The following is an 18,273-nucleotide window of genomic DNA, read 5'->3' as shown; positions in this document are numbered from 1 at the left end:
CCATGCTTTCCGCCAGCAGCGCGCGGATGCTCGTCATCGTGCCGGCCTGGAACGAGCAGGAGACCGTGGCCGGCGTCGTGTCCGAGCTCCGATCCGCCGTCCCGGGCGCCGACGTCCTGGTCGTCGACGACGGATCGGCCGACCGCACCGCCGAGGAGGCCGACCGCGCCGGCGCCCTGGTGCTCGAGCTGCCGATCAACCTCGGCGTGGGCGGCGCGATGCGCGCCGGCTACACCTACGCCATGCGGCACGGGTACGACCTCGCCGTCCAGGTGGACGCCGACGGGCAGCACGACCCGCGGGAGATCCCGAACCTGCTCGCGCGGATGGACGAGGAGCAGGCGGACATCGTCATCGGCGCCCGCTTCGCGGGCGTCGGGAGCTACGAGGCCCGCGGCCCCCGACGCTGGTCGATGCGGATGCTCGCCGCGGTACTGTCCCGCGTCTGCCGCACCCGGCTGACCGACGCCACGTCGGGGTTCAAGCTGAGCAACCGCCGCGCGATCACCCTGTTCTCCGGCAACTACCCGGCGGAGTACCTGGGCGACACCGTCGAGTCGCTCGTCATCGCCGCGCGCGCCGGCCTCGTCGTGCGCCAGGTGGGCGTCGCGATGCGGCCGCGCGCGGGCGGGACGCCCTCGCACTCCCCTGTGCGGGCCGCGGTCTTCCTGGGCCGCGCGGCGCTGGCGCTCGTCATCGCCCTGTCCCGGCCGACGGTCCCCGCCCAGCCCGCGCTCGACATCGAGGCACCCGCATGAGGCTCACCATCGCCGCGATCGTCGTGTGCCTCGCACTCGTCGTCGCGCTGCTCCACCTGCTCCGCACGCGCCGCATCCGCGAGAAGTACGCCGCCGTCTGGATCCTGCTGACCCTCGCGGTGGTGGCGATCGGCGTCTTCCCGGGTCTGGCGTTCTGGCTGTCGGACCTCGTGGGCGTCCAGACGCCGGCCAACCTCCTGTTCGCCATGGCGTGCCTCGTGCTGCTCGCCGTGTGCATCCAGCTGAGCACCGAGGTCTCGTCGCTGGAGGAGGAGACCCGCACGCTCGCCGAGGAGGTCGCCCTGCTCCGCCTGGACGTCCGTCAGCACCTGGTCCGGGTCCAAGAGCAGCTTCCGCGCGCGGACACCACCCCGCCGGCCGAGCGGCCCGGCGACCAGCCACGCCAGGAGGACGCCCGGTGAGGTCGCACGACAAGGTCTTCTGGGGCTGGTGGGCCGTCCTGTTCCTGCTGTCGTCCCTCTGGGCGCTGGCGAATCCGCTCATGGCGTCGCCGGACGAGCCCGCGCACACCGTCAAGGCCGCCGCGGTCGCGCGCGGCCAGCTGCTCGGCGAGGACACCCCGGGTGGCACGGCCGTCGACGTCCCGTACTTCTACAACCTCGTCACGGCCTACCCCACGTGCTACATGTTCGTCCCCGACGAGCCCGCCGGCTGCGACCTCGTGCCGACGGAGGAGCTCGACGCGCCGACGGGCGCCGTCACGCCGGCCGGCCGGTACAACCCGCTCTACTACTCGATCGTCGGGCTGCCCACGCTGCTCCCGGAGGGCGACGGCGCGCTGTACGCCATGCGCCTCCTCTCCGCCGCGCTGACCACCTTCTTCGTCGCCCTCGGCCTGCGCGCTCTCGCCCAGACGGGGCCCGCGCCGTGGGCGGTGCCGGGCCTGGCGGGCGCGCTGACCCCGATGGTGGTGTTCCTCACCTCCACCGTGAACCCCGCCGCCATCGAGATCACCGCGGCCTTCGCCCTGTGGAGCCTGCTGCTCGCGCTGCTGCGCCACCCGGACCCCGCTCTGGTGCGGAGCCGGATGTGGTGGGTCGCGCTCGCGACGACGTTCTTCGTCAACGCCCGCGGGCTGTCGCTGCTGTACTGCGCCGTGCTGGTCGCCGTCGTCCTGCTGGTCTCGCCGTGGCGGTCGTTCCTCGACGTGGTGCGCACCCGTGCCGCCTGGCCGCCGCTCGCGGTCGTCGTGCTCGCGTGCGTCGCCGCCGCCGGCTGGGTGTTCGGCACCAACTCGCTGGGGTCCGGGGACGCCGTCAACCACCCCGACCTGACCTTCGTCCCCGCCGCCAAGCTGACGTTCTTCGCGTGGGACGGGTTCGTGCTCAACATGGTGGGCCAGTTCGGCTGGATGGACACGCCGCTCGAGGGCTGGGTGCTGATGGCCTTCGCCGCCGGGTCCGCGTTCGTCGTGCTGGCGGCGCTGGCCGTGGGCCGGTGGCGCGAGCGGGCCGGCATCGTCGCCGTCGCCGCCGCGACCTTCGCGCTGCCGGTCGTCGTGCACGCCTCGCAGGCGCACTTCCTCGGCTTCATCTGGCAGGGCCGCTACATCCTGCCGGTCGCGATCGGCGTGCCCGTGGTCGCCGCCTACGTGCTGCACCGCCGCTCGCACGACGTGCCGGCTGCCTGGGCGGCGGCCGTCCGCCGGATCGGTGCCAAGGTCGCCGTCGTCCTGGGCTCCCTGCTCGCGTTCGTCCAGCTCGCCGCGTTCCTGGAGAACCTGCACCGGTACGTCAACGGCGAGCGCGGCGGCTGGTTCTCCCTCGCCCCCGACGCGTGGCTGCCGCCGGTCCCGCTCGCGCTCCTGCTGCCGCTCGGACTGGTCGCGACGGTCGCCTACGGCGCTGTCATCGCCTGGAGCGCGTGGCTGGCCACGCCCGCGCCGGCCGACACGGGCGACGGCGACCACGCGCGGGGCGACGGCGGCGTCGGGTCCGCCGCAGCCGGCGAGTCCGGGACCGCGGGCCCCGGCCGCACCGCGGTGGGACCCGTCGGCACCCGCAGGTGACCGTGCGCTCCGTCAGCGTCGTCGTGGTGACCTGGAACGGTCTCGAGCTGACCCGGCGGTGCCTGGACTCGCTCGCGCGCCAGGACGCGGGCGGCCGGGACGTCGAGGTGGTCGTGGTGGACAACGGCTCCACGGACGGCACCGTCGCCGCGCTGCGCGGGCGCGCCGACGTGCGGGTCGTCGCGCTGGGTCGCAACACGGGGTTCGCCGGCGGGGTGAACGCCGGCGTCGCCGCCTCCTCCGGGGACGTCGTCGTCCTGCTGAACAACGACGCCGTCGCCGAGCCCGGGTTCCTCGACCGCCTCGTCGCGCCGTTCGACGCGGATCCGGGACCGGCGGGCCCACGCCTGGGCGCCACCACCGGGCGGGTCGTCCTCAGCGGGCGGTTCCGGCCCGCGCTCCCCGGGGAGCAGGGACTGGTCGACCACGCCGGACGCACCTGGGCGCGCACCGACGACGAGGCGGGCGCGCGCCTGCTCAACAGCACCGGCAACGAGGTCACCCGCTCCGGGAACGGCCGCGACCGGGACTGGCTGGCGGACGCGGCCGGACCCGCCGCGGCGGCGGACGTGTTCGGTTTCAACGGAGGCAGCGCAGCGCTCGCGCGCGCCGCGCTCGAGGACGTCGGGCCGCTCGACGAGTCCCTGTTCATGTACTACGAGGACACCGAGCTGTCGTGGCGGCTGCGCCGCCGGGGCTGGACCGTGGCCCACGTCCACGACGCCGTCACCGTCCACGACCACGCGGGGTCGTCCGACGCGGGGTCCGCGTTCTTCCGTGACCACAACGAGCGCAACCGCCTCGTCGTCGCGCTGGTGCACGCACCCGCGACGGTCGTCGCGCGAGCCCTCGCGCGCTCCGCGGTCCGCGCCTGCCTCGGCCCGGAGCGACGCCGCCGCGCGGCCGCGCTCGCGACCGTGCTGCGCCGCGCACCGGGCGCGCTGCGTCGGCGCCGCGCCGTGGACCGCGCCGCGCGCGTCCCCCGCTCCGAGGTCGCGGCGCTCCTGGTCCCGGACGGGGTGCGACCGTGACCGCAGCCGTGCACGTCGGCGTCACCGTCGAGCAGTCGTGGCAGCGGGTGCCCGGTGGGTCGGCCGCGTACACGACGGAGCTCCTCGAGGCGCTCCGCGCGCGCGACGACGTGACCCTGACCGGGCTCGCGGCCGCCCACCGGCACCCCGCGCCCCAGGAGTACCGGCCCCCGGTCCCCGTCCGGTCGATGGGCCTACCCCGGTACCCCCTCTACCGGGCCTGGAACTGGCTCGGCGCCCCGCGTCCCGAGTGGGCGGTGCGGGGGCTCGACGTCGTGCACGCCTCCACCTGGGCCATCCCCCCGACCTCGCGCCCGCTGGTCGTGACCGTGCACGACGTGGCGTTCCTCCGCGACCCCGCGCACTTCACGCCCCGCGGGGTCTCCTTCTTCACCCGGGCGCTCGAGCGGACCCGCCGCGAGGCCGCCGCCGTGGTCGTGCCGTCCCGGGCCACCGCCGACGACTGCGTCGCCGCCGGGATCGAGGTCGACCGCGTGCACGTCGTCCCGCACGGCGCCCCGCGCTGGACCGTCGGCCCGGACGACGTGGCGGCGTTCCGCGCCCGGTTCGGCCTCCCGGAGCGGTTCGTGCTGTGGTGCGGCACCCTGGAGCCGCGCAAGAACGTCGGCGGGCTGCTCGCGGCGTTCGCGGAGCTGGCGGCGCGGGACCCGGACGTGCACCTGGTGCTCGTCGGCCCGCCCGGCTGGGGCGAGCTGCCGACCCGCCCGCCCGCCGGGCCGTGGGAGTCCCGGGTCGTGTCGCTCGGCAGGCTGAGTGCGGCCGATCTGCACGCCGCCTACGCCGCCGCGTCCGCGTTCTGCTTCCCGTCGACCTGGGAGGGGTTCGGCCTGCCGGTGCTGGAGGCGATGTCGGTCGGCACCCCGGTGGTCACGTCGCGCGGCACGTCGATGGCCGAGGTCGTCGGAGCCGCCGGAGTCCTCGTGGACCCGGCGGACCCGGCGGACGTGGCCGACGGGCTCGAGCGCGCCCTGTCGTCGGACGGGACGACGCTCGGTGCGGCCGGGCGCGCCCGGTCCGCGCAGTTCCGTTGGGCCGATGCGGCCGAGCAGCACGCCGCCGTCTACCGGGACGCCGCCCGCTGACCCCGACGCACCGGCCCGACCCGACCCCGGCACGAGAGCGAGCGCCCATGGACATCCTCGTCGTCACGACCTCCGGCACCGCCGCACGCGCACGGTCCACCGTGCGGTCCGCGCTGCCGTTCGGCACCGTCACCGTGCTGGACCTCGACGCCGGGTACCGGCCCGTCGGGACCGAGCGGGTCCTCGCCCCGGCCGGGATCCCGCTCGCCACGACGCGGCTGCACCGGTGGGCGGTGCGGTACCCGCTGGCCGTGGTGCGGTCCCTGGCGGCGCAGCACCACCTCGCGCACCGGGACTCCGACGGGCCGGTCGTGGTGGTCGAGCCGGGCGTGCTGCTGCTGTCCGCCCTGGACGGCCTCGTGGCCGCCGCGGCGGAGGCCGGGCTGGCCCTCGTCTCCCGCACCGGCGTGGTCGCCGACGACCGGCGTGACCCGACCCCCGCCGACCTGCTCCGGTCGGGCGCCGTCAGCCCCGCGCTCCTCGCGGTGCGCGCCGACCGCGCCGACGCCCTCACCGCCTGGGCGACGGGGCTGCGCGCGACCGAGGACGCCACCGGGTGGACGACGTTGCTCGCCGGCACGGTCCCGCACGCCCTGCTGCGCGACCCGGCCGTCCTGGTCTCCGCGTGGTCGCTCGCGCCGGGGCACGCCCTGACGCCGGCAGACGAGCCGGGAGCCCTGCTGCTGGACGGTCGACCCGTGGTCGCCCTGGACCTGACCCGTGCGGACCCCGCGGTGCCGTGGCTGCTCGACGCGGGTGCCACGGGCGACCCGCGGGCCCGGCTGAGCGACCACCCCGTCCTCGCCGCGCGGGTCGCCGCCGCGCTGGAGACGCTCGCCGAGGACGAGGCCGGCCTGCCGACCAGCGGCGAGACCTGGGCGCGCACGTCGCTCGGCGGCCTGGTCGACGCGCCGCTGCGCACGCTGTACGCCGCCACGCCGGACGCCCCCGACCCGTTCGACCCGGCGGAGCGCACCGCGCTGCTCGACTGGCTCACGGAGCCGGCTCCGGACGGCGGCCTGAGCCGGTACCTGCGCGCCGTGCGCGCCGGCCGCCCGGACCTGGCCGGGGTCTTCGCCGGCGTGCCCGGGCGCGACGAGGAGGCGTACGTCTCCTGGGCGGTGGAGCACGCGGTCGCGGAGGGCTTCGACGGCGACCTGGTGGCGGAGTCCGTCCGCCGGTGGACGGTCCCGCCGGCGCCGCCCGCGGCCTACGAGCCCGGCGTGAACGTCGTCGGCTTCCTGCGGGGCGAGCTCGGCATCGGGGAGTCCGCGCGGCTGCTCGTCCAGGCCCTGGACGCCGCGGGGGTGCCCCGGTCGACGGTGCCGGTGGACACCCACCTGAGCAGCCGCCAGCGGCCCGCCGACGACGCCCCGGCGGTCCGCAGGCCGCCGTTGGCCACCACGGTGCTGTGCGTCAACTCCGACCTGACGCCGACCGTCGCGTCCGCCCTCCCCGTGGCGTACGACGGGACCTACCGGATCGGCATGTGGTACTGGGAGGTGGAGGACTTCCCGGCCTCCCAGCACGGCGGCCTCGCGACCGTCGACGAGGTGTGGGTCGCCACCGACTTCGTCCGCGCCGCGATCGCGCCGCACACCGCGCTGCCCGTGCGCACCCTCACGCCGCCGCTGCCGCAGCGGCCGGCGTCCGGCCCGGCCCGGACGCGCGCGGAGCTCGGGCTCCCCGACGCACCCGTGTTCCTGTTCGCCTTCGACTTCCTCAGCACCGCGGAGCGCAAGAACCCGCTCGGCCTGGTCGACGCGTTCTGCGCCGCGTTCGGACCCGAGGACGGCCCGGTGCTCGTCGTGAAGTCGATCAACGCCGACCGGCGCCCCTCGGAGGCCGAGCGGCTGCGGCTGCGGGTCGCCGGGCTCCCGCACGTCCGCCTCGTCGAGGAGTACCTGGACGCCGACGCGCGAGACGCCCTCGTCGCCGCGTGCGACTGCTACGTGTCGCTCCACCGCAGCGAGGGCCTCGGGCTCACGATGGCGGAGGCGATGGCGTGGGGGAAGCCGGTGATCGCGACGCGGTACAGCGGGAACCTGCAGTTCATGACGGACGCGAACAGCTATCTGGTGGACTGGACCCCCGCGCCCGTCCCCGCGGACGCCGCGCCGTACCCGGCCGGCTCGACCTGGGCCGACCCCGACCTGGCGCACGCCGTTCGGCTGATGCGCGAGGTCGTCGCGGACCCGGCCGGCGCCGCGGCGCGCGGCGCCCGGGCCGCCCGGGACATCGCGGAGCTGCACTCCCCCGCCGCCGCCGGGGCGGCGATCGCCGCCCGGCTGGCCGAGATCGCGGACCGCCCCGTGGCCGCGCCCGCGTCGGCACCGCGCCGGCTGCTCGGGCGGCTGCGGTCCGGGCGCGGCTGAGTCGACGCGACCCGGCCCGGGCTGGTGCCCGGACCGGGTCCGTGGTCGTGCCGGTACGCGGTCAGGCGCCGCCGGCGATCCGGCGCACCCGGCCCGCAGCGCGCCGGGTGACCTCCCCGAGGCCACCCGCACGCAGGTAGTCCCGCGCGAGGGCCAGGTCCGCCCGGACGCTCGTGCGGGGCCGGATGTCGGGCAGGCGCTCCGACCGCTCCGCGGGTCCGCGCAGCGCGACGTCCACCGCCCGCCGGGGCGCGCGGCAGAACTCGACGAGCGGGGCGAGCACGCGCGACCAGGCGTAGTCCCCGGCGAACGCGCGCACGGCGGACCGGGCGGCATCGGCCGCGGCGTCGTCGAACAGCATCTCCTCGAGCGCCGCCTCGAGCGCCTCGACGTCCTCGGCCGGGACGACCCGGCCGAGGCCGTGCTCCCGGATCAGCGTCCCGAAGGTGTCGCCGTCGGTCGCGACGATCGGCAGCGACGCCCACAGGTAGTCGAGGATCCGTGTCCGGAAGCTGAACGCGGTCTCGACGTGCTGGAAGTGGGTGGACACGCCCACGTCCGCGTCGAGCAGGTAGTCCGCACGCTCCTCGTAGGGCACCCAGCCCTCGTTGAAGAACACGTGCCGGCCGGTGAGGCCGAGCTCGCGAGCCAGCTCCTGCGTGCGCCAGGCGACCTCCATGTCCGGGACCCCGGGGTTGGGGTGCTTCATCCCGAGGAAGTAGAGCCGCACCTCCGGGTGCCGCTCGGCGAGCCGGGCCACCGCTCGTACCAGGGTCAGCGGGTCGAACCAGTTGTAGACGCCGCCGCCCCACAGGATGACCTTGTCGTCCGGCCCGATCCCGTCGACGGCGCCCTTGATCCCGTGCCGGCGCTGGACCGGCGCCTCGTCCGCGACGCCGAAGGGGACGACCGCGAGCAGGTTGTCCAGGTTCGCGTGCTCGTCGTAGACCGACGGGTTGACGCGGCCCTGCGCGGCCAGGTGGCCGAGCCAGAAGTCGCGCTGCTTCTCGGACGCGCAGAGCAGGAAGTCCGCACGACGGATCTGCGCGTTGAGGAGCTCCGTGGTCGCGCGGACGGCGCGCTCGCGCCCGTCGGGGCCGAGGTCCTTCGCCTGCTCCAGCTGCTCGAGGTGCATCGGGTCGTAGATGTCCGCGACGACGATCTTGTCGCTGTCCTTCAGCCAGGGCGCCTGCTCCAGCAGGAAGCCCTGGAAGATGATCACGTCGGCCCACCGCGTGACCTCGACCAGCGCGGCCCCGTGCAGGTACTCCACCGCGAACGCCGACGACGTCCGCCGCGCCCCGCCCGTCGAGACCAGCCGCACGTCGTGCTCGGCCGACAGCGCGCTGGCGACCTCCCAGGCGCGGATCGCCGGGCCGGCCATCCGCTCGAGCAGCGGCTCCCCCGTCACCACGAGCACGCGGTGCCGGCTGTTGACGTGCTCCGCGATGCCGAACGCCTCGACCAGCACGTCGTGCGCAGCCAGGTAGGACGGCATGCCGTAGGCCGGCTCGAGCGCCTTCCGGAACAGCGGGAACAGGTCGCGGTCGCTGCGCCGGCGGGTCGCCTGCAGCTCGCGGCGGGTCTCGAGCAGCGTCGGGAGCTGCTCCACGAAGTAGTCGATGGCGTAGGTGCCGGTGAGCGCCATCTTGGGCAGCTCGAGCGTGCCCACGTCGTCCCCGCCGGGCGACCGCTGCAGGTCCAGCGACGTGGCGTCGACGTCCGCCCGGGCGAGCGACCGGCGCACGGCCAGGGCCATCGCCGCGGGCAGCGCCCGCGCCAGCGACTCGTCGTCGTAGTTCTTGTACATCGCGAGCAACGCGTTGCGCTCGAGCAGGTAGCTCTCGCGGAAGTTGCCGAACTTCTTCATGGTCACGTGGTGCTTGTGGAACGCGACCGAGCCGGGGACGTACCGCACCCGGTGGCCGAGCAGGTTGAGCCGCCAGCCGAGGTCCACGTCCTCGTAGAACATGAAGAACCGCTCGTCGAACCCACCGACCTCGCGGTACAGCTCAGCACGCACGAACATGGCCGCGCCGGTGCCGAAGAGCACGTCGTGCGCGGTGTCCCACTGCCCGGTGTCGGGCTTCTCCACCTCGCGCTTGTAGCCCATCCCGAACCAGGTGAGGGAGCCGTCGACGTAGTCGATCAGGCCGCCCTCCCAGTCCAGCACCTTGGATGCGACGGAGCCGACCTCCGGGTCGGCGCGCATGGCCTCGACCGCGGCGCGCACCCAGTCGCGGTCCGGCCGCGCGTCGTTGTTGATGAACGCGACGAACTCGCCGGTCGCGTGCGCGACGCCCAGGTTGCAGCCGCCGGCGAAACCGGTGTTCGAGCCGGCGTCCACGACGACCGCGCCGGGCACCGCAGCGCGGATCCGCTCCACGCTCTCGTCGCCCGAGTCGTTGTCCACCACGATCAGCTCGAGGTCGGCAGCGGGCCAGTCCACGTCGTCGAACGCGCGGAGGCAGGTGATCGTGTCGTCCGCCCCGCGGTAGTTCACGAGGACCACCGACACGACGCCCGGCCGGACCTGCGGCCGCTTCTCCTTGCCGCTGCTCACGCCCCGGCTCCCCTCTCCGCCAGCTCCAGGTCGTGGTCGACCATGCGACCGACGACCTCCTCGAACTCCACCGTGCGGCGCCACCCCAGCTCGCGCTCCGCCTTGGACGGGTCGCCGACCATGACCGCGGCGTCCGCCGGCCGGAAGAACCGCGGGTCCACCTCGACGAAACGCTCCCAGTCGTCCCCGACCCCGGCGCGGCGCAGGGCAGCCTCCGCGAAGTCGCGGACCGAGCGGGTCCGGCCGGTGGCCACGACGAAGTCGTCCGGGACGCCGTGCCGCAGCGCGCGCAGCATGGCGTCGACGTAGTCCGGCGCCCAGCCCCAGTCGCGCCGCGCGTCGAGGTTGCCGAGGGCGATCGTTCCGGTCCCGGTCCGGCCGATCGCCGCCGCGGCGGCCGTGATCTTCCGCGTGACGAACGTGGTCGGACGCAGCGGCGACTCGTGGTTGAACAGGATCGCCGTCGCCGCGTGCAGGCCACGGCCCCGGTACACGCCCACCTGGTGGTGCGCGAACGCCTTCGCCGAGCCGTAGGGCGAGACCGGCCGGACGGGGGTGCGCTCGTCCTGCGGCTCCGACTCGGGCTGGCCGAAGATCTCCGAGCTCGACGCCTGCAGGAACCGCACCGGGCGGCCCGCCGACTCCTGCACCTCGTGCGCGGCCTCGAGCAGGACCGCGACGGCCAGGCCCGACAGGCGCGCCGTCAGGACCGGCTCCTGCCACGACAGCGCGACCGAGCTGATCCCCGCGAGGTTGACCACCTCGTCCGGCGCCACGTCGGCGACGATCGCGGCCAGCCGGTCGGGGTCGCCGAGGTCGCCCTCGTGCAGCACGACGCCGGGGTGCCGGGCGCGGAGCGCCGACTGCCCGCCGTCACCGGGGCGGACGAGCCCGTGCACCTCGGTGCCCTCGTCGAGCAGCCGCTCGACCAGGTAGGTCCCGTCCTGCCCCGTGATGCCGGTGACGAACGTCGTCGTCACCGGCTCACCGCCCGTCGAGCGCGCGCTGCTCCGCGAGGTCGTTCTCGACCATCATCCCGACGAGCTGGGCGAAGCCGACCTGCGGCTCCCAGCCGAGCTCGTCCTTGGCCTTCGCGGGGTCGCCGATGAGCAGGTCGACCTCGGCCGGGCGCATGAACGCCGGGTCCTGCTTCACGTACGGCGCCCAGTCGGTGATGCCGACGTGCGCGAACGCCGCGTCGAGCAGCTCGCCGATCGAGTGGGTCTCGCCCGTGGCGACGACGTAGTCGTCCGCCTGGTCCTGCTGCAGCATCCGCCACATCGCCTCGACGTAGTCGCCGGCGAAGCCCCAGTCGCGCTTCGCGTCGAGGTTGCCCAGCGTCACGTGGTCCTGCAGGCCCAGCGAGATGCGCGCCACGGCCTGGGAGACCTTGCGCGTGACGAACTCCGGACCGCGGCGCGGCGACTCGTGGTTGAACAGGATGCCGGAGGACGCGTGCATCCCGTAGGACTCGCGGTAGTTGATCGTCATGTAGTGGCCGAAGACCTTGGCCACGCCGTACGGCGACCGGGGCCACAGCAGCGTCGACTCGCGCTGCGGGACCTCCTGCACCTTGCCGAACATCTCCGAGGAGGACGCCTGGTAGAAGCGCACCTTGCTCACGTCGTCACCGGCGTACAGGCGCACGGCCTCCAGGATGTTCAGCACGCCCTTGCCGGTCACGTCGCTCGTGAGCGCGGCGTTCTCCCAGGAGTAGGCGACGAACGAGATGGCGCCGAGGTTGTACACCTCGTCGGGCTGGGACGCGTTGAGAGCACGGATCAGGCTCGACATGTCGGTCAGGTCACCGGTCAGCAGCTTCACATCCGGCACCGTGCGACGGACGAGGTCCAGCTTCGGGTTGTTCTGACCCCGGATCAGGCCGTACACCTCGTAGCCCTTGGAGAGGAGGAGCTCGCTGAGGTAGAGGCCGTCCTGGCCGGTGATGCCGGTGATGAGTGCGCGGGGCATGGCTCTCGGGTTCCTGTCGACGGTCGGGATGCGGTCGGTCGAGCATATCGGCACCCGAACCGCGGGGGCGCCCTGGCCCAGGGCGTGGTCGCCTACGATGCCGGGGTGACTGCGCAGACCTTCGTGTCGTACGGACAGAACCGCGAGGACGTCGTCCTCCGCCGGGCGCTCCGGGACGTGACCGCCGGCTCGTACGTGGACGTCGGCGCGAACGACCCCAGGCTCTACTCGCTGACGCGCGGGTTCTACGACCAGGGCTGGAGCGGCATCACGGTCGAGCCCGTCCCGGTCTTCGCCGAGGCGCACCGCCGGGAGCGCCCCCGCGACACCCTCGTCGAGGCGGCGGTCACCGACCAGCCGATCGACAGCGTCACGCTGCACGTCATCGGCGACACCGGCCTGTCCACGCTCGTCGACGACGTCAGCGAGCGGCACCGCCAGGACGGCTGGGAGAGCCGGGACGTGGCCGTCCCGGCCCGGACGCTGGACGAGATCCTGGAGAGCGCGGGCTGGGAGGGCCGCGACATCCACTTCGTCTCGGTGGACGTGGAGGGCGCCGAGCCGGAGGTCCTGCGCTCGTTCGACCTCACGCGCTGGCGACCCTGGATCCTCGTCGTCGAGTCGACCGCGCCGCGCAGCACCGAGCAGACGCATCACGCCTGGGAGCCCAGGCTGCTCGAGGCGGGCTACGTCCCCTGCCTGTTCGACGGGCTGTCGCGGTTCTACGCGTCGCCCGACCACCCCGAGCTCGTCGAGCTCCTGTCGTACCCGGCCTGCCCGCTCGACGAGTTCGACACCGACCTGGACCGGCAGCGCCGAGAGCAGATCGACCGGCAGCAGCGCGCGCTCGAGGACGCCGAGCAGCTGGTGGAGCGCACCCGCGCCGAGACCGTGCGGTGGCGCACGACCGCGCTCACCCGCTGGGCCGCGGCTGCCGCACCCGTCGTCACCAGCCACGTGGACCCCGCGGCCGCGGCACGCGCGGCGCACCTGGAGCAGGAGCTGGACGCCACCCGCCGCACGCTCTCCTGGCGGATCACGGCGCCCCTGCGTGCCGTCCGCCGGTCCGCCCGGGCGGGCCGGTGACGGCCCCCGCCGCGGATCGGGACGCCGAGGTCACGCGCCTGCTCGCCCAGCGGCTGCGCGCCGGCGCCGAGGCCGCCCTGGCCGACCCCCCGGCGCGCGAGGCGGACGCGGCGCGCGACGCGGACGCGTGCCTGCAGGCCCTGGTCGGGCTCCTCGTCGGGTCGCGCGCCCCGGAGGTGGCCTGGCTCGTCCTCACCCTGCTCGCCGGTGCGTACCCCGGCGCGGACGACGTCCGGGAGATCCGCCGGGCGGCGGATCTGGAGGACGGGGACGGACTCACGCTCCGGCTGCTCGAGCGCGCCCACGCGATCGCCGCGGCGCACCGAGGTCACGACCGCGAGGCCGTCGTCACCTCGGACGTCGTGGTCGACGTGGACATGTGCGCGCGGTTCGACTTCCACAACGGGATCCAGCGGGTCGCCCGCGAGGTCGCGCGGCGCTGGGCGGACCGGGCCGTGACGTTCGTGGCCTGGACCGAGTCGGCCGGCGCGACGCGCGCCCTCACCGCGCGGGAGACCGAACGCGCGACGCGGTGGCGGGACACCGGCGCGGCGGCGCTCGGGCTCGTCGAGGAGGAGGACGGGGACGCCGCGCGGCAGCCGCTCGTGATCCCGTGGCGGTCCCGCGTGGTGCTGCTCGAGGTGCCGCTCCCTGACCTGCGCAGCAGCCGGCTCGCGACTCTGGCCGAGCTGTCGGGCTCCGCCGTCTCGGCGATCGGCTACGACGCGATCCCGCTCATCAGCGCGGACATCCGGCCGCTCGGCGAGCCGAACGGGTTCGTCACCTACCTCACCGCCGTGAAGCACGTCCGCCGGGTCGCGGGCATCAGCGAGTCGGCCGCGGAGGAGTTCCGCGGGTTCTCCGGGGCCCTCGACGCCCAGGGGCTCGCGGGTCCCGTCGTCACGGAGGTGGTGCTGCCCACCACCGTGCCCCCCGCACCGGAGGGGTGGGTGCGGCGGGAGCCGGCCCGGCCCCTCGTGCTCAGCGTCGGCAGGCTCGAGCCGCACAAGAACCACGGGGCGCTGCTCCAGGCGGCCGAGCGACTGTGGTCCGAGGGCGCCGACTTCGAGCTGTGCCTGGTCGGTGGACCCGGCTGGGACTCGTCCGCCGTGGAGGCCGACATGGCACGGCTGCAGGCCGCCGGCCGGCCGCTGACCTGGCGCCGTGGGGTCGGTGACGCGGAGATGTGGGACCTGATCCGCAGCGCGTCGTGCACGGCGTTCGTCTCGCTGCACGAGGGCTACGGCCTGCCGGTCGCGGAGTCGCTGGCCTGCGGCACCCCGGTCCTGACGACGCGGTACGGCAGCCAGGGCCAGATCGCGCGGGACGGCGGTTGCGTCGTCGTGGACCCGCGCGACGACGACGACGTGCTCGACGGGCTCCGGCGCATCGTGACCGAGCCCGGGCTGCGCGAAGAGCTCCGGGCCGAGGCGTCCCGCCGGCCGGCGCGCGACTGGGACGACTACGCCGCCGAGCTCTGGGTGGCTCTCGTGGAGGGGACGGCATGACACAGCTGGTCGACAGGGTGCTGGGGCGCACGCGCCGGGCGATCGCCCAGGTCACGGAGACCGGCCTTCCCGCCGAGACGTGGGAGCGTCGGATGCGGACGCTCGTCACGACGCTCGAGGAGGACGCGGGCGACGCGCCCCGCCCGGTGCAGGTCGCCGGCGTCACCGTCGAGGATCGCGCGCTCGCCCTGCTCGCGGACGCGCCGGACGCTGTCGTGTGGCTCGCTCTCGCGGTGCTGTCCGCCCGGCTCCCCGAGCCCGGGGAGGTCGTCGCCGCGCGACGGGCCGCCCGGCGGGAGGGGCCCGGGGCGGTTCTGGCCGCGGCACGGAGCGCCGGCACGGACGCGTCCGCGCTCCGGGAGGTCCGCGTGCTGCGAGGCAGCGACCTCGTGGACATGGGCGACCTCGTGCTCTACCCGCTCGGCACCGGCATCCAGCGGGTCGCGCGCCACGTCGGACGCGCGTGGCGGGACACGCACGACGCGACGGCCGTCGCCTGGACCGCCGAGCTGGACGCCCTGCGCCTCCTCGACGACGCCGAGCGCGACCACGCCCTCGCCGGGACCACGGCGACGCCGACGGTGTCCGTCCTGGAGGCCCGGGCCGACGCCCGCAGCACGGTGGTGGTCCCCTGGGGCGGGACGTACCTGCTGCCCGAGCTCGCGATCCAGCCCCGGCGATGCTCGGCGCTGAACGCGCTCGCGCGGTTCGCCCCGACGCGCTGCGGCGTGATCGGGTTCGACCTGGTGCCCGTCACGTCCGCGGAGACGTCCGCCGAGGGGTTCGCCGCCGTGTTCGCCCTCAACCTCGCGGCCGTCGCGCACTTCGACACGGTCGCCCCCATCTCACGGGCCGCCGCGACGGAGTACGCAGGCTGGCGGCGGATGCTCGGCGGGACGGGGCTGACCGGCCCGGCCATCGAGGAGGTGCCGCTCCCCGCGCACGCCCCGGCCGCCACGCCCGACGACCTGGCCGAGGCCCGGGACCGGTTCGAGGTCGGCGGCCTGCCGCTCGTGCTCTGCGTGGGCAGCCACGAGCCACGGAAGAACCACCTGGCGGTGCTGCACGCGGCCGAGCTGCTCTGGCGCCGTGGGCTGCAGTTCAGCCTGACGTTCGTCGGCGGGAACTCGTGGAACGGCGCGGCGTTCACCCGCCGCCTGGAGGAGCTCGCGGCCTCCGGCCGTCCCGTCGAGTCCGTCAGCCGGCTGGACGACCGCCTGCTCTGGGCGGCGTACCGCGTCGCGCGGTGCACCGTGTTCCCGTCGCTCAACGAGGGCTACGGCCTGCCGGTCGCGGAGTCGGTCTCCGCCGGCACGCCCGCGCTCGCCTCGGACTTCGGCAGCATGCGTGAGATCGCCGCCCACGGCGGGGTCCTGCTGGTCGACCCGCGGGACGACCACGCGATCGCCGACGGGCTCGCCCGTCTGCTCGTGGACGACGCCCTCCACGCGCGTCTCGCCGCCGAGGCGGCCGCGGTCCCGGAGACCGGCTGGGACGACTACGCCCGCCGGGTCTGGTCGGTGCTGCACGGCGCCGGCGACCCGGGCGCAGGGTCGCCCACCTCGCACGAGTAGTCTGTCCGGGCCGATCCAGCGGTCGGCCGTCGACACCGGGAGCTTGCATCGCATGACCACCATCAGTGACGCGCGGGCCGCGCGCCTCGAGCAGGAGCCGCTGCGCACGACCGGGCCGAAGCCGGGCATCGCCCGGGGCCTCGCCGGACAGGTCAAGGACATCTGGTCCCACCGCGAGCTGCTCGACATGCTGATCCGCCGAGAGCTCAAAGCGCGCTACAAGGACAGCGCCCTGGGCTTCCTGTGGAGCCTCATGCGGCCGATCGCGATGCTGCTCATCTACTACATCGCTCTGGGCAAGTTCCTGGGTGCGGCGCGGGCGATCCCCGACTTCGCGATCTACATCTACACCGGCCTGACCGCCTGGGGTCTGTTCTCCGAGGCCGTGAGCACCGGGACGGGCTCGATCGTGGGCAATGCCGGGCTGATCAAGAAGGTGTACCTGCCGCGCGAGATCTTCCCGCTCGCCGCGCTGGGCTCCGCGCTGTTCAACTTCGCGATCCAGCTGGTCATCCTCTTCGCCGCCACCGTCGCGGTCGGCAAGGTGCCCACCGGGACGCGCTGGGGCTACCTCCCGCTGTCGCTGGCCGTGATCATCGTGACCGCGCTGGGCTGGGCCCTGCTGCTGTCCGCGGTCAACGTCTACCTGCGCGACATCCAGTACCTGGTCGAGATCGCGATGATGATCTTCTTCTGGGCGTCCCCGATCGCGTACTCGTGGGCTCTGGTCAGCGGCGAGGTCGGCAACGAGGCGCTCAAGCAGCTGTACCTGACGAACCCGGTCACGATCGCGATCATGGGGTTCCAGAAGACGTTCTGGGTCGCGGGCAGCGACCAGCCGTACCCGCCCGACATCGACACCCGTCTGTGGATCTGGCTGGGTATCGGCGTCCTCTTCACCCTGATCGGGCAGCGCGTGTTCGCGCGCCTCCAGGGCAACTTCGCGCAGGAGCTCTGATGGGCAAGCCCACCGTCGTCGAGGTCAAGGGCGTGTCCAAGCGCTTCGTGATCCGCAAGGAGAAGTCGCTCAAGGAGCGCATCGTCAACTTCGGCCGCTCCAACCTCCACAAGGAGGACTTCTGGGCGCTGCGGGACATCGACCTCGAGATCGAGACCGGGACGTCGGTCGGCCTCATCGGCCCCAACGGCTCGGGCAAGAGCACGTTGCTCAAGACCATCGGAGGCATCCTGCAGCCGACGACGGGCAGCGTCCGGACCCGCGGGCGGATGGCGGCGCTGCTCGAGCTCGGCGCCGGCTTCCACCCGGACCTGACGGGCCGCGAGAACGTCTTCCTCAACGCCTCGATCCTCGGGCTGACGAACGCCGAGACCCAGCGCTACTTCGACGCGATCGTCGACTTCTCGGGCATCGAGCCGTTCATCGACACGCAGGTGAAGTTCTACTCGTCGGGCATGTACGTCCGGCTGGCGTTCGCGGTCGCCGTGCACGTGGACCCGGACGTCCTGCTGGTCGACGAGGTGCTCGCAGTGGGTGACGAACCGTTCCAGCGCAAGTGCATGGACCGCATCCGCACGTTCCAGCACGAGGGCCGCACGATCGTCCTCGTGACCCACGGGCTCGACCAGGTCGCCGACGTCTGCGACCGCGCCGTGGTGCTGGAGCACGGCCAGATCAAGGCCGACGGCGAGCCGCGCGACGCGCTGCGGGTCCTGCGTTCGGAGTTCGACCAGATCCGCGCCGCCGACATCGAACGGCAGCAGGCGACCACCGTCCCCGAGAGCCGGCCCGAGGCAGAGGTCGAGGCCGTCGAACTGCTCCAGCAGGGTCGTCCCGTCGGCAGCGTCGCGGCCGGCGCCCCGGTGACGGTGCGGGTCACGGTGGACGCGCAGCAGCGCCTCGAGAGCTGGGTGCTGGGCTTCGGCTTCGAGTCCTCGGTCGGCCAGAACCTCTTCGGCACCAACAGCGAGATGCTGGGTGTCACGATGCCCCCCACCACCGGACGTGCGTCGTTCGACTTCGAGGTGGCCGCGGTCAACCTCGGCGAGGGTTCCTACACGGTTCACGGCGCGATCGCCGGCCCGACCGGCGCCGAGCTGCACCGGCTGCGCGAGGGGGCACGGCTGACGGTGACGGCCGACGGGCGGGAGCAGGGCTTCGTCCGGCTCGGCGCGTCCCTGTCGCCCGCCGCCCGCTGACAGACAGGACCGCCCGGTGCGTCGCGCGACGCACCGGGCGGTCCGGTCACGGACGCGCCCGTCGTCCGGGAGGGTCCCCGGGTCCGTCAGGACGGGTAGCGCCTCTCGGCCAGGTTGC

At 74.4% G+C, this 18,273-nt stretch carries 14 protein-coding genes; 11 read left to right on the top strand and 3 right to left on the bottom strand.

Features of this window, described 5'->3' with window-relative positions; translation table 11 throughout:
- Window positions 1-2: 2 nt before the first annotated feature.
- From Cpa01nite_RS07420 to Cpa01nite_RS07395, 6 genes are read left to right on the top strand one after another with little or no spacing between them, the layout of a single operon-like run.
- On the top strand, window positions 3-758 hold the full coding sequence (locus Cpa01nite_RS07420) for a glycosyltransferase family 2 protein (protein ID WP_239068611.1): 756 nt from the start codon (window positions 3-5) through the stop codon (window positions 756-758).
- Window positions 755-1,180, top strand: a complete 426-nt coding sequence (locus tag Cpa01nite_RS07415) for a DUF2304 domain-containing protein (RefSeq protein WP_203668118.1) — start codon at window positions 755-757, stop codon at window positions 1,178-1,180. Before Cpa01nite_RS07420 ends, Cpa01nite_RS07415 begins: the two co-directional genes overlap by 4 nt.
- Entirely contained in the window at window positions 1,177-2,787 is a 1,611-nt protein-coding gene (locus tag Cpa01nite_RS07410) for a DUF2142 domain-containing protein (RefSeq protein ID WP_203668117.1), read from the top strand. Before Cpa01nite_RS07415 ends, Cpa01nite_RS07410 begins: the two co-directional genes overlap by 4 nt.
- Before the next feature lie 2 nt (window positions 2,788-2,789).
- A complete protein-coding gene (locus Cpa01nite_RS07405) occupies window positions 2,790-3,818 on the top strand; it encodes a glycosyltransferase family 2 protein (protein WP_203668116.1) in 1,029 nt (342 codons plus the stop codon).
- The gene (locus tag Cpa01nite_RS07400) at window positions 3,815-4,921 is read left to right on the top strand and encodes a glycosyltransferase family 4 protein (protein ID WP_203668115.1); all 1,107 of its coding nucleotides are present in this window, start codon (window positions 3,815-3,817) and stop codon (window positions 4,919-4,921) included. The genes Cpa01nite_RS07405 and Cpa01nite_RS07400 overlap by 4 nt, the downstream gene beginning before the upstream one ends.
- 47 nt (window positions 4,922-4,968) lie before the next feature.
- A complete protein-coding gene (locus tag Cpa01nite_RS07395; RefSeq protein ID WP_203668114.1) occupies window positions 4,969-7,296 on the top strand; it encodes a glycosyltransferase in 2,328 nt (775 codons plus the stop codon).
- A 61-nt stretch (window positions 7,297-7,357) separates the two neighbouring features.
- Here the strand turns inward: Cpa01nite_RS07395 and Cpa01nite_RS07390 are convergent, their stop codons facing one another.
- From Cpa01nite_RS07390 to Cpa01nite_RS07380, 3 genes are read right to left on the bottom strand one after another with little or no spacing between them, the layout of a single operon-like run.
- Window positions 7,358-9,859 carry a glycosyltransferase gene (locus Cpa01nite_RS07390; protein ID WP_203668113.1) on the bottom strand — a complete coding sequence of 834 codons (2,502 nt, stop codon included), beginning with the start codon at window positions 9,857-9,859 and terminating at the stop codon, window positions 7,358-7,360.
- On the bottom strand, window positions 9,856-10,839 hold the full coding sequence (locus Cpa01nite_RS07385; protein WP_203668112.1) for a GDP-mannose 4,6-dehydratase: 984 nt from the start codon (window positions 10,837-10,839) through the stop codon (window positions 9,856-9,858). Before Cpa01nite_RS07385 ends, Cpa01nite_RS07390 begins: the two co-directional genes overlap by 4 nt.
- A gap of 4 nt (window positions 10,840-10,843) precedes the next feature.
- Window positions 10,844-11,830: a GDP-mannose 4,6-dehydratase gene (locus Cpa01nite_RS07380; protein WP_203668111.1), complete on the bottom strand. Its 987-nt coding sequence runs from the start codon at window positions 11,828-11,830 to the stop codon at window positions 10,844-10,846.
- Between the two features lie 105 nt (window positions 11,831-11,935).
- Here Cpa01nite_RS07380 and Cpa01nite_RS07375 point away from each other — a divergent pair, with 105 nt between their 5' ends.
- The 5 genes from Cpa01nite_RS07375 to Cpa01nite_RS07355 are packed head-to-tail and all read left to right on the top strand — an operon-like array spanning window position 11,936 to window position 18,155.
- Window positions 11,936-12,916 carry an FkbM family methyltransferase gene (locus tag Cpa01nite_RS07375; protein ID WP_203668110.1) on the top strand — a complete coding sequence of 327 codons (981 nt, stop codon included), beginning with the start codon at window positions 11,936-11,938 and terminating at the stop codon, window positions 12,914-12,916.
- Window positions 12,913-14,424, top strand: coding sequence for a glycosyltransferase (locus tag Cpa01nite_RS07370; RefSeq protein ID WP_203668109.1), 1,512 nt, complete (start codon window positions 12,913-12,915; stop codon window positions 14,422-14,424). The genes Cpa01nite_RS07375 and Cpa01nite_RS07370 overlap by 4 nt, the downstream gene beginning before the upstream one ends.
- Window positions 14,421-15,998: a glycosyltransferase gene (locus Cpa01nite_RS07365; protein WP_203668108.1), complete on the top strand. Its 1,578-nt coding sequence runs from the start codon at window positions 14,421-14,423 to the stop codon at window positions 15,996-15,998. The genes Cpa01nite_RS07370 and Cpa01nite_RS07365 overlap by 4 nt, the downstream gene beginning before the upstream one ends.
- A gap of 52 nt (window positions 15,999-16,050) precedes the next feature.
- Entirely contained in the window at window positions 16,051-16,956 is a 906-nt protein-coding gene (locus tag Cpa01nite_RS07360; protein ID WP_203668107.1) for an ABC transporter permease, read from the top strand.
- Complete coding sequence (locus Cpa01nite_RS07355; protein WP_203668106.1) at window positions 16,956-18,155, top strand: ABC transporter ATP-binding protein; 1,200 nt, start codon at window positions 16,956-16,958, stop codon at window positions 18,153-18,155. The genes Cpa01nite_RS07360 and Cpa01nite_RS07355 overlap by 1 nt, the downstream gene beginning before the upstream one ends.
- Window positions 18,156-18,273: the final 118 nt, after the last annotated feature.

Origin of the sequence: Cellulomonas pakistanensis, assembly GCF_016862755.1 — a bacterium.
GTDB lineage: Bacteria > Actinomycetota > Actinomycetes > Actinomycetales > Cellulomonadaceae > Cellulomonas > Cellulomonas pakistanensis.
This window is presented reverse-complemented; position numbering and strand designations above follow the sequence as displayed.

Excerpts from the sequence above, each read along its gene's own strand:
- Cpa01nite_RS07420 (WP_239068611.1), top strand. The coding sequence starts at position 3 with ATGCTTTCCGCCAGCAGCGCGCGGATGCTCGTCATCGTGCCGGCCTGG.
- Cpa01nite_RS07395 (WP_203668114.1), top strand. The coding sequence starts at position 4,969 with ATGGACATCCTCGTCGTCACGACCTCCGGCACCGCCGCACGCGCACGG.
- Cpa01nite_RS07380 (WP_203668111.1), bottom strand. The coding sequence starts at position 11,830 with ATGCCCCGCGCACTCATCACCGGCATCACCGGCCAGGACGGCCTCTAC.
- Cpa01nite_RS07355 (WP_203668106.1), top strand. The coding sequence starts at position 16,956 with ATGGGCAAGCCCACCGTCGTCGAGGTCAAGGGCGTGTCCAAGCGCTTC.
- Cpa01nite_RS07415 (WP_203668118.1), top strand. The coding sequence starts at position 755 with ATGAGGCTCACCATCGCCGCGATCGTCGTGTGCCTCGCACTCGTCGTC.
- Cpa01nite_RS07365 (WP_203668108.1), top strand. The coding sequence starts at position 14,421 with ATGACACAGCTGGTCGACAGGGTGCTGGGGCGCACGCGCCGGGCGATC.
- Cpa01nite_RS07360 (WP_203668107.1), top strand. The coding sequence starts at position 16,051 with ATGACCACCATCAGTGACGCGCGGGCCGCGCGCCTCGAGCAGGAGCCG.